Genomic DNA, 25,235 nt, shown 5'->3' on the forward strand with positions numbered 1-25,235 from the left:
CATGGAGAATGAATTCAATCAGGTCCCAGCCTCCGGCCTGGCGGATGCGGGACCGCTGACGACAGGGCGGGGCGGCGCCGGGCCCTCCGGCCGGGAAAGGGAGTGGGACCCCCGGGAGGTAGTGGAGTACTACGTGCCGGGTCCCGCCGAAGAGGTGGTGGAGCGGTACGTCAGCGGCTACACGCTGCCCCAATACCGGAAGCAGCCCATCCGCCGCCGCCGCGGCAAGAGGGGCTTTTTGATTTTTCTTGGCTGCATCGCGGCGCTGGCCGGGATGACGGCGGTCTATTATCTGATACCGGATCAGGTCTTTTCGGAGCGCCCCGGGTTCATTTATGAAACGCCCTCCAAGGAGATCACCATGGACACTTATCCCACCGGGGGCGACGTGCGGCTGACGCTGCGGGCCTTCACCGGGGAAGCGCTCAGCGCCCAGGAGATCTACAGGAAGGTAAATCCCTCCGTGGTGACGGTCATGGTGCAGCTGGAGGACGGCATCGGCGTCGGGACTGGCGTGATCTTCACCTCCGACGGATATATCCTCACCAACTACCATGTGGTGGAGGGGGGCAGCCACTGCACCGTGGCGCTGGACTACGGCCGGGTCATCGAGGCCAAATACGTGGCCGGGGACGCGGACAACGACCTGGCCGTGCTGAAGGCCGACGCGGAGGGGCTGAATGCGGCGGAGTTCGGCGATTCCAACGCCCTCATGGTGGGTGACCCGGTCTACGCCATCGGGAACCCACTGGGCGTGGAGCTGCGTGGCACGCTGACCGACGGGATCGTCTCAGCCATCAACCGGGACGTACAGGTCCAGGGCCGGACGCTGACGCTGATTCAGACCAACGCGGCGCTGAACAGCGGCAATTCCGGCGGCCCGCTGATCAACTGCTACGGCCAGGTGGTGGGCATCAACACCATTAAAATGAGCACCAACTACAAGACCACCATCGAAGGCCTTGGCTTTGCCCTGCCCACCAGCGTCATCACATACATGGTCAACGACCTCATCCAGCATGGGGAAATCCACTCCGAGCCCACCTTAGGCATCACTGTGCAGCCGCTGGCCACGCTGCTGCCGGACGGCAACCAGGGCATCGAGGTGGAGGAGGTGTACCAAGGCACCGGCGCCCATCAGGCGGGCGTGCGCCCCGGAGACGTCATTGTGGAGGCGGAGGGGGAGAGCGTATCCACCAGTGCGGACCTGCTGCGCATCCGCCGGGGGATTCTGGCGGGTGAGAGCATGGAGCTGCTCATCTGGCGGGACGGGGAGTATCTGACGCTCTCCGTGGTGCTGACCGCAGAGTGACAAAAAAGAGCCGGACAATATGTCCGGCTCTTTTTCTATTTGCGGCTCTGATTCACGGACGCGGGTGGCGGCCTGTGCACATCGGGCCAAAAGGCGGATATGGCGCGTCACTGCCTGCCGGAGCGGTACAAAAAGCAGCGCTCTTCGTGGGAGTTGATCACGCCGATGGCCTGCAGGTACGAATAGACGATTGTGGTGCCCACAAACTTCATGCCCCGTTTGCGCAGTTCGCCCGAGACCTGGTCCGAGAGGCCTGAGCTGGATTTTCCGGTCTCATAGAGGATACGGCCCTTTGTAAAGTGCCAGATGTAGCTGGAAAATGAGCCGTATTCCAGCCCAATGGCCCGGAACACCCTTGCGTTGGTGATGGCGGCCCGGATTTTCAACTGGTTTCGGATGATGCCCGGGTTGGACAGCAGCCGCTGCACGTCCGCCTCCCCATAGCCGCAGACCCTGTCCAAATCAAACCGGTCAAAGGCCTGGCGGAACGACTCCCGCTTGTTCAGCACGCATTCCCAGGACAGCCCGGCCTGGAAGTTCTCCAGGAGAAGAAGCTCAAATAACGCGTGGTCGTCGCGGGTGGGTATGCCCCATTCCCTGTCGTGGTAGTCGATGTACGCCTGGTTGGTCAGGTTGCACCAGCCGCACCTGCAAACGTTCGGTTGATCCATTCATGTGCCCCCTTTGGTATTGGGGTCATCGTACCACACCCTGGGGCCCGGATCAAGGCCGCAGGAAAGTATCCCCACCTTGGCAGACGGGCCAAAGTCTGCTATAGTTAAAAAGTAGCTTTGTTCCGTGCGTGGCCTGCGGGCAGGTTTGACAGCCCGCGGCTCAAGGTGCCACAAACTGGAACCGTTTCAGCAGTCGAGAATGGACTTTAAAAAGGGGGAAACCATGCGCTCATTTTTTCTGCGGTACCAAAAGCTCCACGTGTGGCTGCTTGCGCTGGTAGCGTTTTTTACGGCCTTTGCCGTAAGCCGGGGAAACCGGGCGCTGATGAACGCCGTGGCGGAGCACGTCACTGCCCCGGTGAAGTGCGCCCTGGGCCGCATGTGGGGGCTGGTGCCCTTTTCCGGCATGGAGCTGCTGGTGGCGGCGCTGCTCCTGTTCATCGTGGCCTACCTGATCCTCTGGGCCCGGGCCGTGATCCGCTCCCGGCCCCGACGCCGGGCGGTGTACAGCGGCTTTTTGGGGGCGCTGTGCACGGGGCTGACCATCTATGCCGTCTGCTGCCTCCTCTGGGGAGTGAACTACTACACCGACAGCTTTCAGGACAAATCCGGCATCCGGGAGCAGCCGGTTGCCATAGAGGACTTGTACCATGTGACCCAATATTTTGCCGACCGCCTGACGGAGACCTCGGATTTGGTGGAGCGAGACGAAAGCGGGGTGTTCGCCGTGCCCCGGGATGCTATCTTTGAAGGCAGCACCTCAGTCTACGACGCGGTGGAGCAGCAGTTTCCCTTCCTCAAATTCCCGGACCAGGCGCCCAAGCGGGTGCTGTTTTCCAAGGTCATGAGTGCCATGGACTTCACAGGGGTGTTCTGCCCCTTTACCGGGGAGTCCAATCTGAATGTGGACAGCCCGGCTTGCCTTCTGCCCTCCACCATTGCCCACGAGCTGGCCCATCAGCGGGGGATTGCCTCGGAGCAGGAGTGTAACTTCCTCGCTGTGCTGGCCTCTACCTCCTGCGGCAGCGATGTCTACGCCTATTCCGGGTGGCTTTTGGGCTATATCCACCTGGGAAACGCATTATACCAGGCCGACGAGACGCTGTGGCGCTCCGTGTGGGAGACGCTGCCGGAGGGGGCACGGGCGGACCTGGCGTTCAACAACGCCTACTGGGCCAGCTTTGAAGGACCGGCATCCCGGGCCAGCCAGAAGGTTTACGATGGCTTCCTCAAGGGCTACGGTGAGGCGGCGGGCATCAAGAGCTACGGCACGGTGGTGGACCTGCTGGTGGTATACTATCAGGATTTTACATAAGTGTTGCAAAAACCATCAGTAAAGTTGGCTTTTTGCGGTATACTAAGTCCAGTTAGTAATCCACGCATAATAGGAAAAAAGGAGAATGACTTATGAAGTTTTATGTCTGTGCCCACTGCGGCAATATCATTACCTATGAGCACTCCGCCGGAGTTCCCGTGTTCTGCTGCGGAGAGGAGATGAAGGAACTGGTGCCCGGCTCTGTGGAGGCCGCGGTGGAAAAGCACCTGCCGGTCATCGAGACCGACGGCAGCACAGTCACGGTGAAGGTGGGCTCCGTGGAGCACCCCATGCTGGAGGAGCACCACATTGAGTTCATCGTCCTGGAGACCAAAGAGGGCAGCCAGCGCAAGGAGCTGAAGCCCGGCGTGAAGCCGGTGGCCAAGTTTGCCCTCGCCGATGGAGACAGCGTGGTGGCGGCCTATGAGTACTGCAACCTCCACGGCCTGTGGAAGACGGAGGCCTGAGGCGGAAAGAGCGATTCAATCAATGGGGAGGTCCGGAAGTGGGAATCCGCGTGGCAGTCATCAGATGTCCTGGCGGCCCTCCAGGGCCCGCATCAGCGTGGCGTCGTCGGCGAACTCCAGGTGTCCGCCCACGGGGATGCCGTAGGCCAGGCGGGTGACCCGCACGTCAAAGGGCTTGAGCAGCCGGGCCACGTACATGGCCGTGGTCTCGCCCTCCGTGTCGGGATTGGTGGCCATGATGACCTCCTGTACGCCGCCCCGTGCGACGCGGTCCACCAGGGCCTTGATCTGCAGGTCGTCGGGCCCCACGTGATTCATGGGGGAGATGACACCGTGGAGCACGTGGTAGTGGCCGTTGAACTCCCGGGAGCGCTCTATGGCGGTCACGTCCCGGGGGTCCGCCACCACGCAGATAAGGGAGCTGTCCCGCTTGGGCGAGGAGCAGATGGGGCACAGGCCCCCGGCAGTGAAGTTGCAGCACTCGGGACAGAGCGTCACGCTCTTTTTGGCGTCCACAATGGCGTCGGCAAAGGCCTGGGCCTCAGACTGGGGCAGGCTCAGGATAAAAAAGGCCAGCCGCTGGGCGGACTTGCCGCCGATCCCCGGCAGCCGGGCAAACTGTTCCACCAACTTTTCAAGGGGTGCGGGAAGATATTCCATGGGAGAACCGCTCCTTTTTTCAGATTAGCCGAGGTCCATGGCGAACAGGGCCGCCGCGCCGCCGGTGTGGACGAAGACGATGTTCTCCGCACCGCCGAAAAACCCCTCGTGCAGCAGCCGGAGCATACCGGCGTAGGCCTTGCCCGTGTAGACCGGATCCAGCAGGATGCCCTCGGACCGGGCCAGGTCCAAAATGGCCGGCGTATCCTCCGGATTGGGGACGGCATATCCGGAGCCAAAGTGATAGCGCATGGAAAAGGGGCCCAGGTTGGGCTCTGCGCCGATCAATGCTGCCGCGTCCCGGGCAAGATAGGGGACGATCTCCTCAAAGGGGTCGTTGTCCACGCCCACGCCCAGCACCGGAGTGCCATTTAAATAGAGGGCGCTGCCCAGGAGCAGGCCGGCGGTGGTGCCGCCGGAACCGGTGGCGCTGACGATGTGGTCCAGCCGTACACCTGCGGCCGCGGACTGCTCCGCCATTTCCCGCACGCACTGGGCGTATCCAAGAGAGCCCAAAGGCGTGGAGCCGCCCACGGGAATCTCATAGCATTTGTGGCCCTGGGCCTCCAGCTCTGAGGCCATGCGGGCGGTCTCCGCGTACACGTCGTCATAGCTGTCCGTATCCACGAAATGGACTTGGGCGCCGAAGATGTCGTCCAGCACCAGGTTGCCCAGATGTCCGCTGACGCCCCGCTTTTTCAGCACCAATACGGCCCGCATACCCAGCCGGGCTGCGCAGGCGGCGGTCAGCATGGCGTGGTTGGACTGGGCGCCTCCGGCGGTAAAGACCACGTCGCAGCCCCGCGCCTTTGCGTCGGCCAGGAGGTATTCCAGCTTGCGCACCTTATTGCCGCCCAGCGCCACGCCGCACAGGTCGTCCCGCTTGATCCAGAGGTTGACGCCCTCCTTGCGGCTGACGGCCTCCAGCTTATAGAAAGGGGTGGGGTAGACGCCCAAGGGGATACGGGGAAATTGTTGTAAGTCTTTCATCATGACTCCATTCTCTCATTCGCCCCGCAGCGCGCGGATGCGTCCGGGGATGTCCTCTGCCTTATACACGGCGCTGCCGGCCACCAATACGTTGGCTCCGGCCTCAATGCAGGTGCGGCAGGTGTCCACGCCCACGCCGCCGTCCACCTCCAACTCGCAATCCGGGTTGTGGCGGTCGATCAGCCGGCGGATGGCACGTACCTTATCCATCTGGTCGGCCATGAAGCTCTGCCCGCCAAAGCCGGGCTCCACCGTCATCACCAAAATAAGCTCCACTTCCTTTAAATAGGGAAGCACCGCCTCCGCGGGGGTCTTGGGCTTGAGCACCACGCCGGAGCGCTTGCCCTTGGCGTGGATTTTTGCGATGGCGCCGTGAAGGTTTTCCTCGGAGTCGGACTCCACATGCACCGTCACCAGGTCGGCGCCCGCGTCGCAGAAGCGCTCCACATAGCGGATGGGCTCCACAATCATGAGATGGACGTCCAGGGGCAGGGCGGTGACCGGCCGGATGCACTGGACCACCGGGATACCGATGGAGATGTTGGGGACAAAGAGGCCGTCCATCACGTCCACATGGACGTAATCGGCTGTTTCAATCCGGCGGATCTCCCGCTCCAAATTTGCAAAGTCGGCGGAGAGGATGGAAGGAGCAATTTTCACCATAACATTACACCACATTTCCTGATAAATGAACGCAAATCAAAAGGACCGGCTGTTGGCGGCCGTGGCCCCGGAGGCCCCCGGCGCATAGGATACACTAAGCGGCGCGCCGCCTGAAGCCTCAGCCCGCGCCTTGCCAGCCCCCCGGTCGGCCGCAGCCGCTTTTTTAGATAGGAAGCCGGCAGGGAAACCTGCCGGCTTCCAGTGCAATTGTCTATACTATAGCAAACTCATATCACAAACGCAAGGCGAAAAAAGGATCGCTGTTGCAAATGCATCTTTACATATTAGAATATTATGATATTTTAATATCATAGAATTTGAATAAAAACAGCGGCCTTGAGAACGCTAATTTACGGCTGCGGGCCGCAGAGGCTCAGAGGTTAACCACCACAAAAAGGGGAGCGGTAAAGCATGGAATCAGAATACAAAAAGCGCTCGGAACTGCTGAAGGCACTGAGCCATCCCGTCCGGCTCCGCATCGTCCACGGCCTGTTGAAAACAGGGTGCCACAATGTCACCTGCATGGAGGAGAAGACGGGCATGTCCCAGTCCTGCATCTCCCAGCATTTACAGAAGCTGCGCCTGGCTGGGGCCGTGACCGCCCGGAGGACGGGCAACGAGGTATACTACAGCGTGTCGTCGCCGGTGGTAGCGGGCGTGGTGGCGGCGCTTTTTGAAGAGGAGGCGTCAAATTATGTTCTATGAAGTGGCGGTCATCGGCGCGGGGCCTGCGGGCCTTTCCGCAGCCGTCAACGCCCGGCTGCGGGGCAAAAGCGTGGCCGTGGTGGGAAACAATCCGGAGGAGAACCCGCTCTGGAAGGCCCCAAAAGTGGACAATTACCTGGGCATGCCGGAAAAGACCGGCCGGGAGCTGCTGGAGGAGTTCACCGTCCACGCGGAGCGCTCGGGCACCCAGCTGATCCGGGGGAAGGTCCTCAATGTGGGGACCGACACGGAGCGGTGGTATCTGGGCGTTGGCACCGACGTCCTGGAGGCCGGTGCCGTGGTCCTGGCGGCAGGCGTGGCCCGGGGCCGGAAGTTTGAAGGAGAAGAGCGGTTTGTGGGCGCCGGCGTCAGCTACTGCGCCACCTGCGACGGGATGCTGTACCGGGGGAAGCGGGCCGCCGTGCTGGGCTTTACCGCGGACGCGGAGCAGGAGGCGGAGCACTTACGCAGCATTGGCGTGGATACGCTGTTTTTCCCACGGCCCCGGCAGTGTGAGCTCCAGGGGGAACATAAGGTGGAGTCCATCCGCGTGGACGGCGCCGAGTACGCGGTGGACGGCGTGTTCATCCTGCGGCCCACGGTGGCGCCGGCGGATTTGATCCCGGGCCTTGAGACGGCTGGCGGATTTGTCACCGTGAACCAAGCCATGGCCACCAACCTGCCGGGCTTGTTTGCGGCGGGGGACTGCACGGGCCTTCCCCTTCAGCTGGCACGGGCTGTGGGCCAGGGGCTGGTGGCGGGACAGAGCGCCGCCGCCTACTGGGATAAGATCGCAAAGTCACAAGCAAGTGAGTCAAAATAAATTAAGGAATAAAAGGAGATCAAACGTATGGCATTGAAGCATTTGACGACGGCCACCTTTGACGCGGCCATTTCCAACGAGCCCCTTGCAGTGGTGGATTTCTGGGCCACCTGGTGCGGCCCCTGCCGCATGCTGGCCCCCACGGTGGAGAAGCTGGCCCAGCAGTATGACGGCAAGGCGCTGGTGGGCAAGGTGGACGTGGACGCGGAGCCGGAGCTGGCCCAGCGCTACGGCATCATGAGCATCCCCACGGTCATCTTCTTTAAAAACGGACAGGAAGTGGACCGGAAGGTGGGCGTGCAGCCCCTGAACGCCTTTGCGGGCGTGGTGGACCGAAACCTGTGAGAAAAAGCCTCCGCCAAAAGGCGGAGGCTTTTTTTGCCCTGAATTTGAATCTGCTTGTATTTTTCAGCGGTACCCGGTAAAATGTCATAGTGAATACAGGTGCGAAGCCTGAAATCAGGTTTGATTGTGAGGGAAGCGTATGGAGATTTACACTGTCAATGCGTTTGCAAAGCGTTCCGGCGGTGGGAACGGCGCCGGAGTGGTACCCGACGCCTCGGGACTGACGGAGGAACAGATGCAGTCCATTGCAAAACTGCTGGGCTTCAGCGAGACTGCCTTTGTGGCACCCTCCGCCCAGGCGGAATTGCGCCTGCGGTTTTTCACCCCGGCCGGCGAGGTGCCGCTGTGCGGCCATGCCACCATCGGAACCTTTTCTGTCTTGGGTGCCATCGGCAAGCTGGCCCCCGGGGAGTACACCCAGGAGACCGGGGCGGGGTGCCTGCGGGTGCGGCTGGAGGAGGACGGCACCGTGCTGATGGAGCAGTCCAAACCCATCTTTTCCGGCCCGGCGGATCGGGAGGCCATCGCCCGCTCCCTGGGCGGCAGCGCGGAGGAATTGCTGAACCCGGAGCTGGGCGTGGAGATCGTCTCCACCGGACTGCGGGACATTTTGGTGCCGGTGCGGAGCCGGGAGGCCCTGTGGCGCATCCAGCCGGATTTTGAGCAGGTGTCCCGCCTGAGCCGGGACTATGACGTGGTGGGCTACCATCTCTTTACGGAGGAGACCCTGGGCCGGGCCGCAGCTCACTGCCGGAACCTGGCTCCGCTGTACGGCATTCCGGAGGAGGCGGCCACCGGCACCTCCACAGGGGCGCTGTGCTGCTATCTCTTCCGCCGGGGGCGGATCGGGGCAGGGGAGCTCACGGCCTTTGAACAGGGCTATTCCATGGACCGGCCCTCGGAAATCCTGGCCCGCGTGGAGGCCAGGGGAGAGGAAATCCAGGAGGTCTGGGTAGGCGGCCGTGCCTTAGACATCGAAAAGCGGGAGCTTTGAGCACCAGGCGGCGGATTTGACTGTCCCGTTCGGGTAAAGATACAGCCGCCAAAAGAAGGAGATGCATATGGACCTGACAAAACTCTTGGGAGCGCAGATCGGCTCCCTCTCCATCGGGAGGCTGATTTCCGGTATTGTCACAGCCCTTGTCTGCCTGGTTGCCGTCCGGGTGTTGGGCAAGCTGGCCAAAAAGCTGTTGGGGCGGACCCGGCTGGACGAGCGGATCCGCAGGTACGTGCTGAGCGCGGTGCGGGTGGTGCTGTGGATCGTCACCATCATCATTGTGATGGAATCCCTGGACATCCCGTCCACCTCCCTGGTGGCGCTGCTGTCCGTCACCTCCCTGGCCTTTTCCCTGGCGGCGGAAAACGTGCTGTCCAACATGGCGGGCGGGCTGGTGATCCTGGTGAATAAGCCTTTTAACCTGGGGGACTTCATTGAGGCCTCCGGCGTCTCCGGCACCGTGGCGGAGATCACCCTGAACTACACCAAGTTAGACACCATAGACGGCCGGCGGGTGCTGATGCCCAACAAGGAGCTTTCCGCCAGCCGGCTGACCAACTTTACAGTGCTGGGCCGGAGGCGGGCCGAGCACAGGGTGACCGCCTCTTACGAAGACCGGCCGGAGACGGTGTGTGAAGCCCTGCTGAAGGCCGCCGCCATGACAGGGCATGTGCTGAAGGAGCCCGCGCCGTCGGCCCAGATTGAGAGCTACGGAGACAGCTCCATCGAATATAGCCTGCGCTGCTGGGCGGAGACGGAGCACTACTGGGCTATGTATTATGACCTGCTCTCAAACATCAAGCGGGCCTTTGACGACGCCGGGGTCACCATGACATACAATCATTTGAATGTCCACCTGATGCGGGAGGGCGAATGAGGGAAAAGCGGAAAGGGAACAATCCCTTTCCGCTTTTTTACATCTCCTGTTCGTATTTGCAGCGGTAGTAAATCCCCCACCCGTGGACCAGCAGGTAGGCAAAGACAAGGATCAGCACCGCGGTGAGCTCCACCCCCATCAGTGCAAAGGACACCATCACCGCCCCAAAGACATAGGTCATGAGGTCATAGGCCTTTGCCTTGGCGCGGGTTTCGATCGCGATGTTGCGCTCATCTCTGCGGTCGATCTCCAGCTGCCGCGCGGCCTCCGGGGCATTTTTCAAAGCCCGGCGGGAAATCAGCTCTCCCATGCCGTGCCCAAACGTGCCGCAGCCCACCCCGATGCAGACGTAGGGCAGTGCGCGCATGATGTGCTCCGGATGGTCCAGGCGCCGGATCAGCAGTACGCCCGTGCCCAGCAGCAATACGCCGGCAAGCACCAGCACATAGTCCAGATGATTCTTCTTCATGGACGCTCCTCCTCATAAATGAAAATCTCTTCAATCTGCAACCCAAAATAGCGGGCGATTTTAAAGGCCAGGGTGATGGAGGGGTTGTACCGTCCGTTTTCAAGCGAGCCAATCGTCTGCCGTGAGACCTCCAGGGCGGCGGCCAGGTCCTCCTGGCGAATGCCCCGCTGCTTTCGGATCTGTTCCAGGCGGTTCTTCAATGCCATCCTCCTTCCTGATCTAATGGAAAATAAACTTTCCATCTACAAGATAACATGGCAAAGGGGAAATGTCAAGTATACTTTCCATAATGCCGCAAAAAATATGAGCGGAGAGATAGGCCCGGGATGAGCCCTATCCGCATCCCTGCGTCCATAGAACAGCAGTTTCCCGGGAATTCTCCCGGGAAACTGTTCAGCACCAATCTCAGCCCGCTTTGTCCGCGGCGATCAGGAGCTTCAGCGCCTCCACGCCCACCCGGACGGCGGCGGTTGTGTCTGTGCTCATGTCCTGATCCAGCCCTGCGGCCTCCCGCTCCTGGTTCCAGATCACGTGGAAGCACGCCCCGCAGCGCACACCCAACGCCGCGGCCACCACGAAGAGGGCGGCGGACTCCATCTCGCTGGCCTTCACGCCCAGCCGCTTCCAGGACTCCCACTTTTGCAGCAGCTCATAGGAGACCGGGGACTTGTCCGGGCTGTGTTGGCCGTAGAAGCTGTCCTTGCTTTGCACCACCCCTGAGTGGACCCGCTTGCCCATGGCCTTGGATGCCTGAATCAGGGCGCCGGCCACGGAGAAATCGGAGACTGCGGGGAACTCGATGGGAGCGTACTCCCGGCTGGTGTGCTCAAAGCGGATGGCCCCTGTGGCCACCACGATGTCGCCGGATCGGACGTCCAGGTCGATGCCCCCGCAGGTGCCCACCCGGATAAAGGTGTCCGCGCCGCAGTTGTGCAGTTCCTCCATGGCGATGGCGGCGGAAGGCCCTCCGATCCCCGTGGAGCAGACCGACACCGGCTCTCCAAGCAGCGTCCCCGTGTAGGTGACAAACTCCCGGTTCTGATCGATTTTTGTCCCGCCGTCAAACAGCGCCGCAATGGAGGCGCAGCGTCCCGGGTCACCCGGCAGGATGCAGTAGCGGCCCACGTCTCCGGGCGCGCAGTCAATGTGAAATTGCTTTTCCAGTGCTTGCATAGTCCTCGCCTCCGTTTTTATGATAGCTTCAATATAGCACATTCCTGGGTCCGCTTCAACGAATCCGGCCATTTTATAAAAAGGGCTTGACTCTCACACGGTGTAAGGCCCCATACTGACATCGAGCTCAAGAAAACACAGATCTGTGGGAGGATTTGACCATGCTGAAGATCGGCGAATTTTCCAGGCTGTCCCGCATCAGCATCCGCATGCTCCGCCACTATGATGAGATGGGGCTGCTGACGCCGGACCATGTGGATGAGCAGACCGGCTACCGGTACTATCAGGAGCGGCAGCTGACGGATGCAGGGCGCATCATCTCGCTGCGGGACATGGGCATCGGCGTCCAGGCCATCGCGGAGGCAATCGCCGGGGACGAAGCCGCTCTGGAACGGGTGCTGCGCTTCCGGAGGACGCAGCTGCTGAGCCAGAGCCAGGCAATCGACGAGCAGCTCACCCGCCTGGAAAGCGCCCTGAGGCGAATTGGAAAGGATGTATTTGAAATGAACTATGAAGTCACCTGCAAGACGCTGCCCCAGCGGTATGTGGCCAGTGTACGGGATGTGCTGCCCTCCTACTATGAAGAGGGAAGGCTGTGGCACACGCTGATGAAGGAGACGGCGCCCCTCCGCCTCCAGGTGGCGGAACCCTGCTGCACCTTGGGCATTTACCATGATACCGACTACCGGGAGCGGGACGTGGACGTGGAGGTCCAGATGTCCGTAAAGGGTACCTATGAGGATACGGAGCATGTGAAGTTCAAGACCGTGCCGCCCATCCTGATGGCCTCCGCCACCTATACGGGCAGCTACGAAAAGGTGAACGAGGTGAACGCCGCGGTGGCCGCCTGGGTGCGGGACAACGGCTATGAATTCGACGGGCTCTCCTTCTGCATCTACCATGTGAGCCCCCATGAGACCCAGAACCCGGACGAGCTGGTCACAGAGGTGTGCTATCCGGTTCGGAAGAAGGCGGAGCGGCATTAAACGGGAAAGGCGCGGCGTATCCATGGATACGCCGCGCCTTTTGCAGAGCGATTAATAGTTGGTGGCTTTGATCTGGAAATACGCCTGGGGATGCTTGCAGACGGGGCAGACCTGGGGAGCGGACTCGCCGATCTCCACATGGCCGCAGTTGCGGCAGAACCACATGACCTTTTCGCCCTTTTTGAAGACCTCTCCGTTCTTGAGGTTCTCCAACAGCTTCAGATAGCGGTCCTCGTGGGTCTTCTCAATCTTGGCCACGCCCTCAAACTGAGCGGCCAGCGCCAAAAAGCCCTCTTCTTCAGCGGTCTTGGCCATGTCCTTGTACATCTCGTCCCATTCCCAGTGCTCGCCGTCGGCGGCGTTCTGCAGGTTCTGGGCGGTGTCGCCCAGGGCGCCCAAGGCCTTGAACCACAGCTTGGCGTGCTCCTTCTCGTTGTCGGCGGTCTCCTGGAAAATGGCCGCAATCTGCTCATAGCCCTCTTTTTTTGCCGCGCTGGCAAAATAGGTATACTTGTTTCTTGCCTCGGACTCGCCGGAAAATGCCTTGCGCAGGTTGGCCTCTGTTTTGCTGCCCTTCAACTCCATAATCAAATGCTCCTTTCAATGTTCTGTTCTATGCGCAGAGTGCGGGTATCCGCTCCTCGTCACAACACTGTATTCTTTCCACCACAGCCGGAACAAATACCAAGAAACGTCAAACTGTGGCCCTTTACCTGACAGCCCCAACGCTCCGCCTCCCGGTCCAGCACCGGGTCGTAGGGCACGGGCAGGTCCAGCACCCGTCCGCAGGCGGTGCAGCAAAAGTGGGTGTGGGGCGCCACTGTGGCGTCGAACCGGTCCGCGCTGCCGCAGTCCAGCCGGCTCAGCCGCCCCTCCTCGGCCAGCTGGTTCAGGTTTCGGTACACCGTACCCAGGCTCAGCTGCGGAAGCTCTGTCTTCAGCTGATTGTAAATCATTTCCGCAGAAGGGTGCTCACAGGAGGCGGCCACGGCTTCGTAAATGCGTTCCCGCCGGACAGAATACCTCTGCGGACGCATAGCAATTCCTCCTTAAATAATAATTATTATCATTAATGTATAGTATAGGGGGTAAAACTGGAAAAAGCAAGGGGGAATTTGTAAAATTTTCCGATCTAAATTTGTATAAGTTGCAAATACTAACTTGCGGGTAAATCCACCCGTGTTTTAAAATAAGGAGGAAGAATGATGAAAAGCAAAATCCTGCCCCTGGTCTTTGCGGCTGTGATGATGGTTTCCATGACAGCCTGCGGAACTACGAATAATGCAGACAACCCCAATGCCGGACAGGGCTCCGGTTCCACCAGCGTTGGTGACAACTCCGCCAACGGCGGCACCGACGACGGCACCACCGGCAATGAAAGCGGATCCAACGGCGGCGTCCTTGGCAACGAGGGCACCGGCAGCCAAAGTGGCGCCCTTGACAACAACGGCACTGTGAACGGCACCGGCGGCGGCAATGCCTCCGGCAGCGCCGGCTCGGCCAGCGGCGCCTCCGCCCAGCGCGGCGGCCAGCCCATTGTGCGCTCCGCCACCTATGAGCAGATGCTGCACAATGCCCGGATTCACGATACCGACGGCGACCTGACTGACGGTGAAAACGCAGTGACCCCCGGAATCGTTCACTAAAAAGAGGAAAACCGCCTGTGGAAATTCTCCACGGGCGGTTTTTCAATATTTATATGAGAGGCAGGGAGTATACGGTTTCTGCAATCTGGACCTCATCCTCCGTCAGACCCCGCACGATCAGCAGCCGGCAGGTGCCGCTTTTTTCCCTGTGGCCGCCCCGCTCCAGGGCATGTCCGCAGACAGCTACCGACGCCATAGACAAAAGCACCAGACAAATACATAAAATGACCCGAACTCTCATAAAGTGAGCGCCTCCTTGCCGCATTCCAACTGTGTCAACTATATTAGTACAGTCAGTACAGAAAATCAAGAGGCAAACGGTCACAATTCAGTAACAAAAAAGAGCGGGAATTGTTCCCGCTCTTTCCCTCACAAAATCAAAAGCACCACATACCCCGCGTAAAGAAGCAGCATAAGCGCGCCCTGGGCACGGTAGAACCGGCCGGTGAACAGCGGGGGCAGGATGGCGGTGACCACCAGCAAAAGGCAGGCCGGCAGGTCCAGGAGCACTGTCTGCGGAGAGATGGCAAGGCGCCCGCCGGAGATGAGGGAGCAGACGGGGAGGATCATGGTCAAATCGATCACATTGGCGCCGATGATATTGCCGATGGACATGGAGGACTCCCGCTTGACAATGGCGGAGACCGTGGTAACCAGCTCCGGCAGCGAGGTGCCGACGGCCACCATGGTGACGCCGATGATGCTGGCGGGCACGCCCAAAAAGACAGCGATGGCGCTTCCTTCGTTGATGAGCAGTTCAGAGCCCACGATGATGCCCACCACGCCCAAGATGAACTTGCAGGTCATGATGAAGACGCGGCGGCGGGAGATATCCCGGCGGCTGTGTGGGTCCCGCTGGCTGATGCTTTGCTTGGCGTCCCGGATATTGGCCCAGACAAAGGCGGAAAAAATCACCAAAAGCCCCATGGAGGGCAGCAGGGGCAGTTCTCCGCCCCGACACAGGGCCAGCAGCAGGGCCGCGGCCGCAGCCATCAGGATGGCTTTTAAACTGAATTGCCCGCGCTTGACGGCCGAGGGGATGCAGACCACGGAAAGGCCCATAATCAGCCCGATGTTGGCAGTGACTGAGCCAACGGCGTTGCCCACCGCCAAGTCCACCTCACCTTGCAGCACACCCATGACGGAGACCATCAGCTCCGGCAGCGTGGTGGCCAGGGAGACCACGGTGGCGCCGATGATGAACTGGGGGATACCCGAGATCTCCGCCATCCAGACGGCGGCGTCCACAAAGTAGTCTCCGCCCTTGACGATCAGCAAAAGCCCCAGTAAAAATAGGGCCGCGGTGACCAATCCTTCCATACAATCCCCCATTTTAATCGGACCGGCAGACGCTGCCGAATGTCCGGTATTCAGCGGCAAAAGCGGGACGAGCGTCCCGCAAAGCGGCTCCATTATAGGACGGAGTGCTGGCAGTGTCAATCGAAATCAGGCGCTTTTGGTTATTTCCTCTTTTTGGGTTTTGCCCAGCCCTTTTTCCGCTTCAGCGGCTTCTGGGGCTGCTGGGCGGAAGAGGCCGCTTTGATCCCGCCCCGAGGCATGTCCTTTGCTTCACCCCGCCGTGGGTCGGTGGTGCCTGGCTTCCCCTGCCGCTTGCGCGGATCGGATATGCCCCGGTTTGGCCCGCTTCTTCCCGTGTCAGCCTGCCGGGGGCTGGCCTCCCCCTGCCGTGGGGTGGACGCACCGCGCCTCCCCTTGTCCCGGCGCTGGCCGCCGCCGGCCTCTGCGGCCGGGCTGCGTCCGCCGTGCAGAGGACGGATCAGGCACTGGGGGCCGTAGCCGATGAGGTCCTCACGTCCGGCTTTGTGGAGCGCCTCCACCACCAGCCGGCGCATCTCCGGCTTGCGCCACTGGAGCAGTGCCCGCTGAAGCGCCTTGTCGTGGGGGTCGGTGGCGACATAGACCGGCTGCATGGTCCGCGGGTCGATGCCCGTATAATACATGCAGGTGGAGAGGGTGCCCGGCGTGGGATAGAAGTCCTGTACCTGCTCCGGCTGGTGCCCGGTGGAGTGAAGGAATTCCGCCAGCTCCACCGCGTCGCTGAGGGTGCAGCCGGGGTGGGAGGACATGAGGTAGGGCACCAGGTACTGTTCCCGGCCCTCTTTGCGGTTGAATGTCTGATACTTGTCCCAAAAGGACTCGAATACGTCGAAATGTGGCTTTCCCATGTAGTCCAGCACATGGGCCACGCAGTGCTCGGGAGCCACCTTCAGCTGGCCGCTGATGTGGTGGTTCACCAGTTCCCGGAAAAACTCGTCGTTGCGGCCCGCCAGCAGATAGTCATAGCGGATGCCGGAGCGGACAAAGACTTTCTTCACGCCCGGGATGGCCCGCAGCTCCTGCAGGAGCTTTGTGTAGTCCGAGTGGTCGGGGTCGATGTTGCGGCAGGGCGTGGGGGCCAGGCAGCTGCGGTTCTTGCACATGCCCCGCTTGAGCTGTTCCTGGCAGGAGGGGTGGCGGAAGTTGGCCGAGGGGCCGCCCACGTCGTGGATATAGCCCTTGAACTTGGGGTCGTGGGTCATCTCCGTCACCTCGCGGATGCAGCTTTCATGGCTGCGGGAGGTGATCATGCGGCCCTGGTGAAAGGCCAGGGAGCAGAAGTTGCACCCGCCGAAGCAGCCCCGGTTGTGGGTGACGGAGAAGCGCACCTCCTCGATGGCGGGTACGCCGCCGTCCTGATCGTACATGGGGTGGACCTCCCGGACATAGGGGAGTTCCGCCACCGCGTCCAGCTCCTTTGTGGAAAGGGGCGCGGAGGGGGGATTGACGATGAGCCACTTGGCGCCGTGGCGCTGGAGAATGGCTCTGCCGCGGACGGGGTCGTGCTCATCGTATTCCACTTTGGTGGCCTGGGCGTAAGACCTCTTGTCGGCACATACCTCCTCATAGGAGGCGCAGGTGGTTTTGGAGAAGGGGCAGGGGGCGGGGGAGTCCGCGGCATAGGCCGTTCCCCGCACGTCGGTGATCTCCTCCACCGGCGTGCCTGCGGCGAGGCGCCCGGCAATCTCCCGGGTGGCCCGCTCCCCCATGCCGTAGACCATAAGATCTGCCTGGGCGTCAAAGAGGATGGAGCGGCGGACCTTGTCGTCCCAATAGTCGTAGTGGGCAAACCTGCGCAGCGAGGCCTCCAGGCCGCCGATGACCACCGGCAGGCCGGGAAAGGCCTCCCGGCAGCGGTTGGCGTAGACAATGGTGGGCCGGTCGGGCCGCAGGCCCATCTTTCCACCGGGGCTGTACTGATCCCGGCTGCGGCGCTTCTTGGCCGCCGTGTAGTGGGCCACCATGGAGTCGATGTTGCCTCCGCCGATGAACGCGCCCCACCGGGGGCGGCCCATCCGCTGGAAGGCCGCTGCGCTGTGCCAGTCCGGCTGGCTCAGGATGGCAACCCGGTAGCCCTCCGCCTCCAGTACCCGGGCAATGATGGTGGTGCCGAAGCTGGGATGATCCACATAGGCGTCGGCTGTGACCACCAAGAAGTCATATCCGTCCCAGCCCCGATCCCGCATCTCCTGGCGGGAGACTGGCAAAAATTCACCCATAGTCCGATTCCTTTCCACATGTTCCAGTAATTTCGATTCCTGTTCGTATATTAATTGCCAAATAATACAAAATACAATCAAATATCCAGTAAACGGATGTCTTTTTCCAAAATGTCGCGTCCATCCTCCGTGGAGCCGGTGCTTTGGAAACCGTAACGGGTGAAGAAACGATAGGCCTGCTGGGCCTGCGGGCTCAGGGCGATGCGCAGCGTGTGGCGCTGCAGGGGGCGGTAGAACTTCACCGCCTGGCCCAGCAGCTGGATTCCGTATCCCTGGCAGCGGTACTCCGGCGTCATGTAGTAGAAGCTGATCCAGCCGTGGTTTTGATCAGCCTCCTTCTCCGGGTTCAGCTCCAGGCAGCCCACCGGGGTGCCCTCCAAACTGGCAATCAGGCAAGGCCGTTCACTTGCCTCCCGCAGCAGTACGTCGCCGTCAAAATCCCCGGGCATGGAGGTCAGCTTCCAGATGTCGCATCCGCAGCGATGGAGGAATTCCCCCTGCGAGGCAAGGTCCAAATCGCTGAAGGCAAGGCCCGGCTCGATGCCGTTGGGCCGTTTCCACCAGGTCTGTCCGGCGAAAGTGGAGATATTTTTCACATGGGAGTTGTCATCCCGGAAAACCACCTTGATGTGACCGTCCTCCGCCTCCAATAAGGATACGGCGGTGTTGTCCCCGTGGGAGGTTTGGCCTAACTGCTCCAGCGTAAGCCCCTGGAGCGTGCCCAACAGGATGCGCAGCGCCATGCCGTGGGAAAAGACGGCCACGGTCTCATTGGGGTGGGCGGCGATAATCTCCCGCACGGCCCGGAGCATCCGGTCCCGGACCTCAGCCACAGTCTCGGCGCCCTCCACGTGCCAGCGCTCCATATGTTTGGTAAAATTGAGCATCTGCTCCGGCTCTTCCCGGCCGATCTCGCCCCAGGACATCTGCTCCCAGCGGCCGATTCCCACCTCCCGCAGATCCTTCCGCTTGTTAAGGGGCAAGTGCCTCGGCACATAGACGGCGGTGGCGGTGATGCAGGTGCGGCGCAGGTCGCTGGAGTAGACCGCGTCCACGTGGATGTCCTGGAAACGCTGGCGCAGCGCCTCGATCTGCTGGTACCCCCGGTCGGTGATCATGCTGTCGTACTGCCCGTGGGCGATTCGGTACAAATTTCCCTCCGCCTCGGCATGGCGGACCAGATATAGCTTTGTCATGTGGATTCCTCTCAACTCATCAAAATGTCATTGTTTTTATTATATATGGTATCGCCCCATTTCGCAAATAGAAAACAGGAAAGGCATTTCCCTTTCCTGTTGTGAAATATCTGGAAAAACCATCAGATTGTTCCATGCAGTGTGCGGGGAATCCGGGGAAAACCGGGCATACTATTCCCGTGCAGTAAAGGAGTGGATGAATGATGAACACCACCGCATTTTGGTGTGGTATGGGTACCGGCATTGTGGCCGGCGCCGCTGTCGCTATGATGGCGGGTTCCAGGCAGCAGTCCATGAAGACACCGGTGGGGAAAGCCATGCAGAAGGCCGGCGCCGCCATGGACCATGCCATGGACAGTTTCATCACCGCGATGGAGAAGTAAAGAACGGGAGGGCAAACGCCCTCCCGTCGTCTTTGGGGGCCGCTGAGGCCCCGTGGGGAAGATTCTGAAAAAAGTGCCGATTTTGTATTGACTTCAGAAAAATTTTTGGTATAATTATTTCTGCTGCATCGAGCGCAAAGCCGTGGAGAGATGGCTGAGCTGGTCGAAGGCGCACGATTGGAAATCGTGTAGACCCTTAAAAGGTCTCAAGGGTTCGAATCCCTTTCTCTCCGCCACGTCGGAGCAAACGGTTTGTCGTTTGCTCCGACTTTTTTTAAAAGTCGGAGCACGTTCAATTTGTTGCGCCACTGTTTCGCGCTGAACCCGCTGCGCTGGGATTCGCTACAAGAAGATGGAAGTGCGGCGTCCATAGGAAAACCCAGTCGCATCGGAGCACATTGCGCTCTGGAAAACCGGTCTTCGGACCGGTCCTTTTTTTGCCTGTCCCGAGGCTGCTCTGCCCCGGACCGATACATGGGGGTTCGATATCGCCTTTGCCGCATGGAAGCAATACCGCAAGCGCGGTCGCGCTTGCGGTGAGTTTTTGTATCGGGTTTCTTGACTTGACAGCATTCCTCTGTGGAAAGAAGTCGAAGGCTGTGATAAACTGTATGCAATTCATCTGAACAGGAAGGGGGATGCCATATGGCACAGCCGAGAAGTTGGCTGGAGGAAGTCATCGACGCGCTCCACGAGTTGGGGGATCAGGCGCACTACAATAAGATTTTTCAAAGGATTCAGGATCGTGGGATTATGAATTTTGAAGAGAATAAAACTTGGACGGCTGCCGTAAGAAGTACCATAGAGCGCTCTTCCAGCGATTCAAAAGCATTTACCGGGAAAGAGGATATCTTCTATTCCGCGCAGGGAAAAGGCAAAGGGGTCTGGGGTATCCGGGAGCCATACAGGCCCAGGGAAAACCGACCGATGACCAAAGACGTCCTGGACAAAAAATACAGGATTGACGAGCATCGGGCAAAAGCTCTCTCCGATGCGCAGCTGAAGAAAAAGGCGCTCTCCAAAGAGACAAAACATCCGAAGAGCCGGATTGCCAGTACCAATACATATGAGCGGAATGCTTTCGTCTCGGAATATGCCAAACGCAGGGCTAAGGGCGTCTGTCAGCTCTGTGCCAAGGAGGCCCCCTTTATGGACAAGGCCGGGTCGCCCTATCTGGAGACCCACCATGTGGTATGGCTTTCAAAGGGCGGCGGCGATACGATCGACAACACGGTGGCTCTTTGCCCCAACTGCCACAGGAAGATGCACGTCCTGAACCGGAAGGAGGATCGGGAGGCGCTATTGTCGGCGGCCAAATCCGGCGAATCGCATCCGCATGTGCGGCGCCTTGTTACCTGACTGAAAAATAGAGAAAAAACCAGGTTGTTTTCTACAAGTTTATGCAAGTTTTCCGCAAGAAAAGAGTTCCCTTTTCTCTATTTTATCGTATAATGAATTCGTATGCGATTTAAATGGGATGCAAAACGGATGTCCCGGAACAAATGAGAACGCGAGGAGAGTACATGGATATTTTCTCTATTTTTTCCCTTTGTGGAGGTCTGGCGTTTTTCCTGTACGGAATGAACACCATGTCCAACAGCCTGGAAAAAATGGCCGGCGGCCGGCTGGAGCGCACCTTGAAGCAGATGACCTCCAACCCATTGAAAAGCCTGCTTTTGGGTGCGGGCATCACCATTGCCATCCAGTCCTCATCCGCCATGACGGTCATGCTGGTGGGCCTGGTCAACTCCGGCGTTATGGAGCTGGGGCAGACCATCGGCGTCATCATGGGTTCCAACATTGGAACCACGCTGACGGCGTGGATTTTGTCCCTGACCGGAATCCAGAGTGAAAACGTGCTGGTGGAGATGCTCAAGCCGGAGAATTTCTCTCCCCTGATTGCCCTGGCCGGCGTGATTTTGCTCATGTCCTCCAAAAAGCAGCGGCATCGGGACATCGGCCGGATCATGCTGGGCTTTGCCGTGCTGATGTACGGGATGGACCTGATGAAAAACGCGGTCAGCCCCCTGGCGGATATGCCGGAGTTTGCCGGCATCCTGACGGCATTCCGCAACCCGCTGGTGGGCGTATTGGTGGGCGCGGTCTTCACCGGCATCATCCAGAGTTCCGCGGCCTCCGTGGGTATTTTGCAGGCCCTGGCCCTGACCGGCAGCATCTCTTACGGCATGGCCATCCCCATCATCATGGGCCAGAACATCGGCACCTGCGTCACCGCACTGCTCTCCTCCATTGGTGTCAACCGCAACGCCCGGCGCGTGGCGGCTGTTCATATCTCCTTCAACGTGATCGGCACGGTGGTGTGCCTTGCTCTCTTTTATATTGCCCACGGCATCTTCCAGTTCCAATTTGTGGACGCGCCCATCGACGCCGTGGGCGTGGCCTTCTGCCACACGGTATTCAACGTGGCGACGACGGCCATGCTGCTGCCGTTTGCCCGCCAATTGGAAAAGCTGGCCACTGTCCTCGTGCGCAGCGAGTCCGGCACCGATACGGTGGCGTTCCTGGATCCGCTGCTGATCCGCACACCTGCCGTTGCCGTGGCGGAGTGCGGCAACCTGGCCATCCAAATGGGTGAGCTGGCCCGGGACAATGTCCTGATGGCAATCGACCAGCTCTCCGATTACCAGAGCGCCCGGGACTCCACGATTACGGAGAACGAGGACAAGCTGGATATCTATGAGGACCGGTTGGGCGGCTACCTGGTGGAGGCGTCCCGAAAGGGCATCTCCGCCGCCGACGGCCGTTCCGCCTCCAAGCTCCTCCACTCCATCGGGGATTTCGAGCGCATCGGCGACCACTCCCTCAACATCATGGAGGCGGGCAGGGAGCTCCATGAAAAGCAGCTCTCTTTCTCCGATGAAGCCAACGCGGAGCTGAAGGTACTCACCGACGCCCTGATTGAGATTCTCAACCTGACCGTCAGGGCCTTTGAGACCAGCGACTGCGCCATGGCCTCCACGGTGGAGCCTCTGGAAGAGGTGATCGACCAGTTGATCGAGGAGATCCGGATGCGCCACATCAACCGCCTCCAGCGGGGGAAATGCACCATTCAGCTGGGATTTGTGCTCAACGACCTGCTGACCAATTATGAGCGCATCTCCGACCACTGCTCCAACCTGGCCATCTGTGTGCTGGAGACGGAGCAGACCGGCCTCAATCCCCATGCCTATCTCCACGATGTCAAGACCGGCGAGGAATTCACCACCAACGTCCAAAGCTACCTGACCAAATACAAGCTGCCGGAGCTCCCGGCCGCGCACTGAGTAAAAAAGGAGGCCGCGGCCTCCTTTTTTGCATGCATAATACGAATGAATATTCAATAGATATGCATTTGAATAGCACGAATCGGGGAAAAATATAAGAAAAATTCTGAAATTTATATAGTATGTCACTGGACCCATCGAGATCAATGCAAATATTTATGCATCTTTTTCTGGCAAACTATTGACTTTGCCACCTTGGAATGCTATCCTTAGTTTTGCTCCTGAAAGAAAGCGTTCCGAGAAGGACGCTTCCTTTTTTAGGCGCATAAATCTAAGTTTTAAAGAAGGAAGATTGAAATGAAAAAGTTTCTTGCAGTTATGGTAGCTGTGCTGACGGTCTTGTCTCTGGCCGCCTGCGGCAACAGCGGCAGCGGTTCCGCCTCCGGCAGCGGCTCCGCCAGCGCCGGCGGTTCCGCCTCCGGCAGCGGTTCCTCCTCCGGCGAGGCCTCCTTCACCACTGTGGAGTCCGGCAAGCTGATCATGTCCACCAACGCGGCCTTCCCTCCCTATGAGATGACCGACGACAGCGGTAAGGTCATCGGCATCGACCCGGAGATCGCCGGCGCCATTGCCGAGAAGCTGGGCTTGGAGCTGGTCATTGAAGACATGGAGTTTGACGCCGCCCAGGTGGCTGTCCAGCAGGGCAAGAGCGACATCTGCATGGCCGGCCTGACCGTGGATGAAGACCGCCTTGCCGTCATGGACTTCTCCGATTCCTATGCCACCGGCATCCAGGTCATCATTGTAAAAGAGGGCTCCGATGTGACCCTGGACAACTTGGGCGATCAGCTCATCGGCACCCAGCGCGGCACCACCGGCGAAACCTACTGCACCGACGACTACGGCTCCGACCATGTGGTGCCCTATGACAACGGCATCACCGCGGTCCAGGCCCTGGTGAACGGCCAGGTGGACTGTGTGGTCATCGACAACGCTCCTGCCCAGGAGTTTGTGAAGGCCAACGCCGGGCTGACCATCCTGGATACCGCCTATACCAACGAGGATTACGCCATCGGCTTTGCCAAGGGCAACACCGCTCTGGTGGAGGCTGTCAACGGCGCGCTGGCTGAGCTCACCGAGGACGGCACCGTCCAGGCTATCCTTGACAAGTATATCGCCGCGGAATAATCGATACCTAAAAAAGGGCGGCGGAACGCCGCCCTTTTTCCCATCCCACCAAGGAAAGGAGCCGCCCCATGGAGCAACTCTTCTTGCAGTATTCCGCCATTGCGAACGCGGACCTCACCGCTTGGCAGGACTTCTTTTTGAAGTTTTATCGGGCTTTTTTGCTGGAGGACCGGTGGCAGCAGTACATAACCGGAGTGGGCACCACCCTGCTGGCCACCGCCCTGGCCCTGCTCCTGGGCGTGGCGCTGGGGCTGTTGGTGGCGGTGATCCGCACCGCCCACGACCAGCAGCGTCCCGGCCACCACAACCCGGTGCTGGGGCTGTTCAACGCTGTGGCCAAGGTGTATGTCACGGTAATCCGGGGCACCCCCATGATGCTTCAGCTGATGATCTGGATGTTCGTGGTCTTCACCTGGAGCCGCAACGCCACTGCTGTGGGCGTGTTCGGCCTGGGCATCAACTCCGGCGCCTATGTCTCTGAAATCATCCGGGGCGGTCTGATGGCTGTGGACGGCGGTCAGTCGGAGGCCAGCCGCTCCTTGGGATTGAACTATTTTGACACCATGCGCTTTGTGGTCGTCCCCCAGGCCGTAAAGGCCATTCTCCCCTCCCTGGGCAATGAGTTCATCATGCTGCTGAAGGATACCTCGCTGCTCACCGTCATTGGCGGCAAGGAGCTGCTCTATGCCGCCCGGGGCATCGCCAACCGCAATTACGAGCAGATGTTCCCCCTCTTCGGGGCGGCCGCCATATATCTCGTGCTGGTGATGATCTTCACCTACCTGTTGGGCAAGCTGGAAAGGAGGCTGCGTCAAAGTGATCGACGTTAAACACCTCTCCAAATCCTTTGGGGACCACTTGGTGCTGGATGACATCTCCGAGCACATCGCACCCGGTGAAAAAGTGGTGATCATCGGCCCCTCCGGGTCTGGAAAGTCTACCTTCCTGCGGTGTTTGAACCTGTTGGAGACCCCTACCGCCGGCACCATCACCTTCGACGGCAAGGAGATTACGGACCCCAAGGTCAACATCGACGCGGTGCGCCGTCAGATGGGCATGGTGTTCCAGCATTTTAACCTCTTCCCCAATATGACCATCCGGAAAAACATCACCCTGGCCCCGGTCCGCACCGGCCTGATGAAGCCGGAGGAGGCGGATGCCGAGGCAGTGAAGCTGCTGGGGCGGGTGGGGCTGACGGATAAGGCCGACGCCTATCCAAACCAGCTCTCCGGCGGGCAGAAGCAGCGCATCGCCATTGTCCGGGCCATGGCCATGAAGCCCAAGCTCATGCTCTTTGACGAACCCACCTCGGCCCTGGACCCGGAAATGGTGGGCGAGGTGCTGGAAGTCATGAAGCAGCTGGCCAGGGAGGGCATGACCATGGTGGTGGTGACCCATGAGATGGGCTTTGCCCGCGAGGTGGGCAGCCGGGTCCTGTTTATGGACGAGGGCCGCATTGTGGAGCAGAATGAGCCCCGCCAGCTGTTCGACCACCCTGAGAGCGAAAGGCTTCAGGGCTTTTTGGCCAAAGTGTTATAAGGCTTCGCGTTCCTGCCTGCGATTTGAATTCCCCTCCGCGTAACAG

29 protein-coding genes and 1 tRNA gene are annotated in these 25,235 nt (G+C 60.0%); 17 read left to right on the forward strand and 13 right to left on the reverse strand.

The window, feature by feature from the left end; translation table 11 throughout:
- Window position 1: 1 nt before the first annotated feature.
- Window positions 2-1,312, forward strand: a complete 1,311-nt coding sequence (locus H8790_RS00230; protein WP_187333124.1) for a S1C family serine protease — start codon at window positions 2-4, stop codon at window positions 1,310-1,312.
- Window positions 1,313-1,419: 107 nt separating this feature from the next.
- On the opposite strand, the gene H8790_RS00235 is transcribed toward H8790_RS00230, so the two are convergent.
- Window positions 1,420-1,983 carry a DNA-3-methyladenine glycosylase I gene (locus H8790_RS00235; RefSeq protein ID WP_187333125.1) on the reverse strand — a complete coding sequence of 188 codons (564 nt, stop codon included), beginning with the start codon at window positions 1,981-1,983 and terminating at the stop codon, window positions 1,420-1,422.
- Between the two features lie 226 nt (window positions 1,984-2,209).
- Here H8790_RS00235 and H8790_RS00240 point away from each other — a divergent pair, with 226 nt between their 5' ends.
- Both H8790_RS00240 and H8790_RS00245 read left to right on the forward strand, forming a co-directional pair.
- Window positions 2,210-3,301 (forward strand): DUF3810 domain-containing protein, encoded by a 1,092-nt coding sequence (locus H8790_RS00240; RefSeq protein WP_187333126.1) that lies wholly within the window; start codon window positions 2,210-2,212, stop codon window positions 3,299-3,301.
- A gap of 92 nt (window positions 3,302-3,393) precedes the next feature.
- Entirely contained in the window at window positions 3,394-3,768 is a 375-nt protein-coding gene (locus tag H8790_RS00245; RefSeq protein WP_187333127.1) for a desulfoferrodoxin family protein, read from the forward strand.
- A gap of 60 nt (window positions 3,769-3,828) precedes the next feature.
- On the opposite strand, the gene recR is transcribed toward H8790_RS00245, so the two are convergent.
- From recR to rpe, 3 genes are read right to left on the reverse strand one after another with little or no spacing between them, the layout of a single operon-like run.
- A complete protein-coding gene (recR, locus tag H8790_RS00250) occupies window positions 3,829-4,428 on the reverse strand; it encodes a recombination mediator RecR (RefSeq protein ID WP_187333128.1) in 600 nt (199 codons plus the stop codon).
- Between the two features lie 24 nt (window positions 4,429-4,452).
- On the reverse strand, window positions 4,453-5,421 hold the full coding sequence (locus tag H8790_RS00255) for a 1-aminocyclopropane-1-carboxylate deaminase/D-cysteine desulfhydrase (protein WP_187333129.1): 969 nt from the start codon (window positions 5,419-5,421) through the stop codon (window positions 4,453-4,455).
- A gap of 12 nt (window positions 5,422-5,433) precedes the next feature.
- Window positions 5,434-6,081, reverse strand: a complete 648-nt coding sequence (gene rpe / locus H8790_RS00260; RefSeq protein ID WP_187333130.1) for a ribulose-phosphate 3-epimerase — start codon at window positions 6,079-6,081, stop codon at window positions 5,434-5,436.
- Window positions 6,082-6,492: 411 nt separating this feature from the next.
- Here rpe and H8790_RS00265 point away from each other — a divergent pair, with 411 nt between their 5' ends.
- The 5 genes from H8790_RS00265 to H8790_RS00285 all read left to right on the forward strand — a co-directional run bounded on the left by H8790_RS00265 (window position 6,493) and on the right by H8790_RS00285 (window position 9,828).
- On the forward strand, window positions 6,493-6,786 hold the full coding sequence (locus H8790_RS00265) for an ArsR/SmtB family transcription factor (protein WP_187333131.1): 294 nt from the start codon (window positions 6,493-6,495) through the stop codon (window positions 6,784-6,786).
- Window positions 6,776-7,609 (forward strand): NAD(P)/FAD-dependent oxidoreductase, encoded by an 834-nt coding sequence (locus H8790_RS00270; protein WP_187333132.1) that lies wholly within the window; start codon window positions 6,776-6,778, stop codon window positions 7,607-7,609. Before H8790_RS00265 ends, H8790_RS00270 begins: the two co-directional genes overlap by 11 nt.
- A gap of 27 nt (window positions 7,610-7,636) precedes the next feature.
- A complete protein-coding gene (gene trxA / locus H8790_RS00275) occupies window positions 7,637-7,954 on the forward strand; it encodes a thioredoxin (protein WP_187333133.1) in 318 nt (105 codons plus the stop codon).
- 139 nt (window positions 7,955-8,093) lie between these two features.
- Complete coding sequence (locus tag H8790_RS00280; protein WP_187333134.1) at window positions 8,094-8,948, forward strand: PhzF family phenazine biosynthesis protein; 855 nt, start codon at window positions 8,094-8,096, stop codon at window positions 8,946-8,948.
- A 67-nt stretch (window positions 8,949-9,015) separates the two neighbouring features.
- The gene (locus H8790_RS00285) at window positions 9,016-9,828 is read left to right on the forward strand and encodes a mechanosensitive ion channel family protein (protein WP_243208526.1); all 813 of its coding nucleotides are present in this window, start codon (window positions 9,016-9,018) and stop codon (window positions 9,826-9,828) included.
- A 37-nt stretch (window positions 9,829-9,865) separates the two neighbouring features.
- On the opposite strand, the gene H8790_RS00290 is transcribed toward H8790_RS00285, so the two are convergent.
- From H8790_RS00290 to udp, 3 genes are all read right to left on the reverse strand, one after another.
- Complete coding sequence (locus H8790_RS00290) at window positions 9,866-10,297, reverse strand: hypothetical protein (RefSeq protein ID WP_187333136.1); 432 nt, start codon at window positions 10,295-10,297, stop codon at window positions 9,866-9,868.
- A complete protein-coding gene (locus tag H8790_RS00295) occupies window positions 10,294-10,497 on the reverse strand; it encodes a helix-turn-helix transcriptional regulator (protein ID WP_187334185.1) in 204 nt (67 codons plus the stop codon). Before H8790_RS00295 ends, H8790_RS00290 begins: the two co-directional genes overlap by 4 nt.
- Before the next feature lie 205 nt (window positions 10,498-10,702).
- Window positions 10,703-11,470, reverse strand: a complete 768-nt coding sequence (udp, locus tag H8790_RS00300) for a uridine phosphorylase (protein ID WP_187333137.1) — start codon at window positions 11,468-11,470, stop codon at window positions 10,703-10,705.
- Window positions 11,471-11,631: 161 nt separating this feature from the next.
- Between udp and H8790_RS00305 the strand changes: the two genes are divergently transcribed.
- The gene (locus H8790_RS00305) at window positions 11,632-12,456 is read left to right on the forward strand and encodes a MerR family transcriptional regulator (protein WP_187333138.1); all 825 of its coding nucleotides are present in this window, start codon (window positions 11,632-11,634) and stop codon (window positions 12,454-12,456) included.
- A gap of 51 nt (window positions 12,457-12,507) precedes the next feature.
- On the opposite strand, the gene rbr is transcribed toward H8790_RS00305, so the two are convergent.
- The gene (gene rbr / locus H8790_RS00310; RefSeq protein WP_241426567.1) at window positions 12,508-13,041 is read right to left on the reverse strand and encodes a rubrerythrin; all 534 of its coding nucleotides are present in this window, start codon (window positions 13,039-13,041) and stop codon (window positions 12,508-12,510) included.
- Between the two features lie 59 nt (window positions 13,042-13,100).
- Window positions 13,101-13,493, reverse strand: coding sequence for a Fur family transcriptional regulator (locus H8790_RS00315; RefSeq protein WP_187333139.1), 393 nt, complete (start codon window positions 13,491-13,493; stop codon window positions 13,101-13,103).
- A 165-nt stretch (window positions 13,494-13,658) separates the two neighbouring features.
- Here H8790_RS00315 and H8790_RS00320 point away from each other — a divergent pair, with 165 nt between their 5' ends.
- Entirely contained in the window at window positions 13,659-14,102 is a 444-nt protein-coding gene (locus H8790_RS00320) for a hypothetical protein (protein ID WP_187333140.1), read from the forward strand.
- A 49-nt stretch (window positions 14,103-14,151) separates the two neighbouring features.
- Here H8790_RS00320 and H8790_RS00325 read toward each other — a convergent pair whose 3' ends face one another.
- The 4 genes from H8790_RS00325 to H8790_RS00340 form a co-directional block, all read right to left on the reverse strand.
- Window positions 14,152-14,343, reverse strand: a complete 192-nt coding sequence (locus tag H8790_RS00325; RefSeq protein ID WP_187333141.1) for a hypothetical protein — start codon at window positions 14,341-14,343, stop codon at window positions 14,152-14,154.
- A 128-nt stretch (window positions 14,344-14,471) separates the two neighbouring features.
- Entirely contained in the window at window positions 14,472-15,422 is a 951-nt protein-coding gene (locus H8790_RS00330; RefSeq protein WP_187333142.1) for a calcium/sodium antiporter, read from the reverse strand.
- A gap of 140 nt (window positions 15,423-15,562) precedes the next feature.
- Window positions 15,563-17,659, reverse strand: coding sequence for a YgiQ family radical SAM protein (locus H8790_RS00335; protein ID WP_187333143.1), 2,097 nt, complete (start codon window positions 17,657-17,659; stop codon window positions 15,563-15,565).
- Window positions 17,660-17,736: 77 nt separating this feature from the next.
- A complete protein-coding gene (locus H8790_RS00340; protein ID WP_187333144.1) occupies window positions 17,737-18,855 on the reverse strand; it encodes a bifunctional histidine phosphatase family protein/GNAT family N-acetyltransferase in 1,119 nt (372 codons plus the stop codon).
- A gap of 200 nt (window positions 18,856-19,055) precedes the next feature.
- On the opposite strand from H8790_RS00340, the gene H8790_RS00345 reads away from it, so the two are divergent.
- The 7 genes from H8790_RS00345 (at window position 19,056) to H8790_RS00375 (ending at window position 25,189) form a co-directional block, all read left to right on the forward strand.
- Window positions 19,056-19,238 carry a hypothetical protein gene (locus tag H8790_RS00345; protein WP_187333145.1) on the forward strand — a complete coding sequence of 61 codons (183 nt, stop codon included), beginning with the start codon at window positions 19,056-19,058 and terminating at the stop codon, window positions 19,236-19,238.
- A 144-nt stretch (window positions 19,239-19,382) separates the two neighbouring features.
- Window positions 19,383-19,474: transfer RNA gene (locus H8790_RS00350), tRNA-Ser, on the forward strand.
- Window positions 19,475-19,883: 409 nt separating this feature from the next.
- Window positions 19,884-20,597: an HNH endonuclease gene (locus H8790_RS14025; RefSeq protein ID WP_187333146.1), complete on the forward strand. Its 714-nt coding sequence runs from the start codon at window positions 19,884-19,886 to the stop codon at window positions 20,595-20,597.
- Window positions 20,598-20,761: 164 nt separating this feature from the next.
- Window positions 20,762-22,522: a Na/Pi cotransporter family protein gene (locus H8790_RS00360; protein ID WP_187333147.1), complete on the forward strand. Its 1,761-nt coding sequence runs from the start codon at window positions 20,762-20,764 to the stop codon at window positions 22,520-22,522.
- Between the two features lie 297 nt (window positions 22,523-22,819).
- The gene (locus H8790_RS00365; protein ID WP_187333148.1) at window positions 22,820-23,650 is read left to right on the forward strand and encodes an ABC transporter substrate-binding protein; all 831 of its coding nucleotides are present in this window, start codon (window positions 22,820-22,822) and stop codon (window positions 23,648-23,650) included.
- A gap of 68 nt (window positions 23,651-23,718) precedes the next feature.
- Window positions 23,719-24,480 carry an amino acid ABC transporter permease gene (locus H8790_RS00370; RefSeq protein WP_187333149.1) on the forward strand — a complete coding sequence of 254 codons (762 nt, stop codon included), beginning with the start codon at window positions 23,719-23,721 and terminating at the stop codon, window positions 24,478-24,480.
- On the forward strand, window positions 24,467-25,189 hold the full coding sequence (locus H8790_RS00375) for an amino acid ABC transporter ATP-binding protein (protein ID WP_187333150.1): 723 nt from the start codon (window positions 24,467-24,469) through the stop codon (window positions 25,187-25,189). The genes H8790_RS00370 and H8790_RS00375 overlap by 14 nt, the downstream gene beginning before the upstream one ends.
- Window positions 25,190-25,235: the final 46 nt, after the last annotated feature.

The organism is Oscillibacter hominis, assembly GCF_014334055.1.
Taxonomy (GTDB): domain Bacteria; phylum Bacillota; class Clostridia; order Oscillospirales; family Oscillospiraceae; genus Oscillibacter; species Oscillibacter hominis.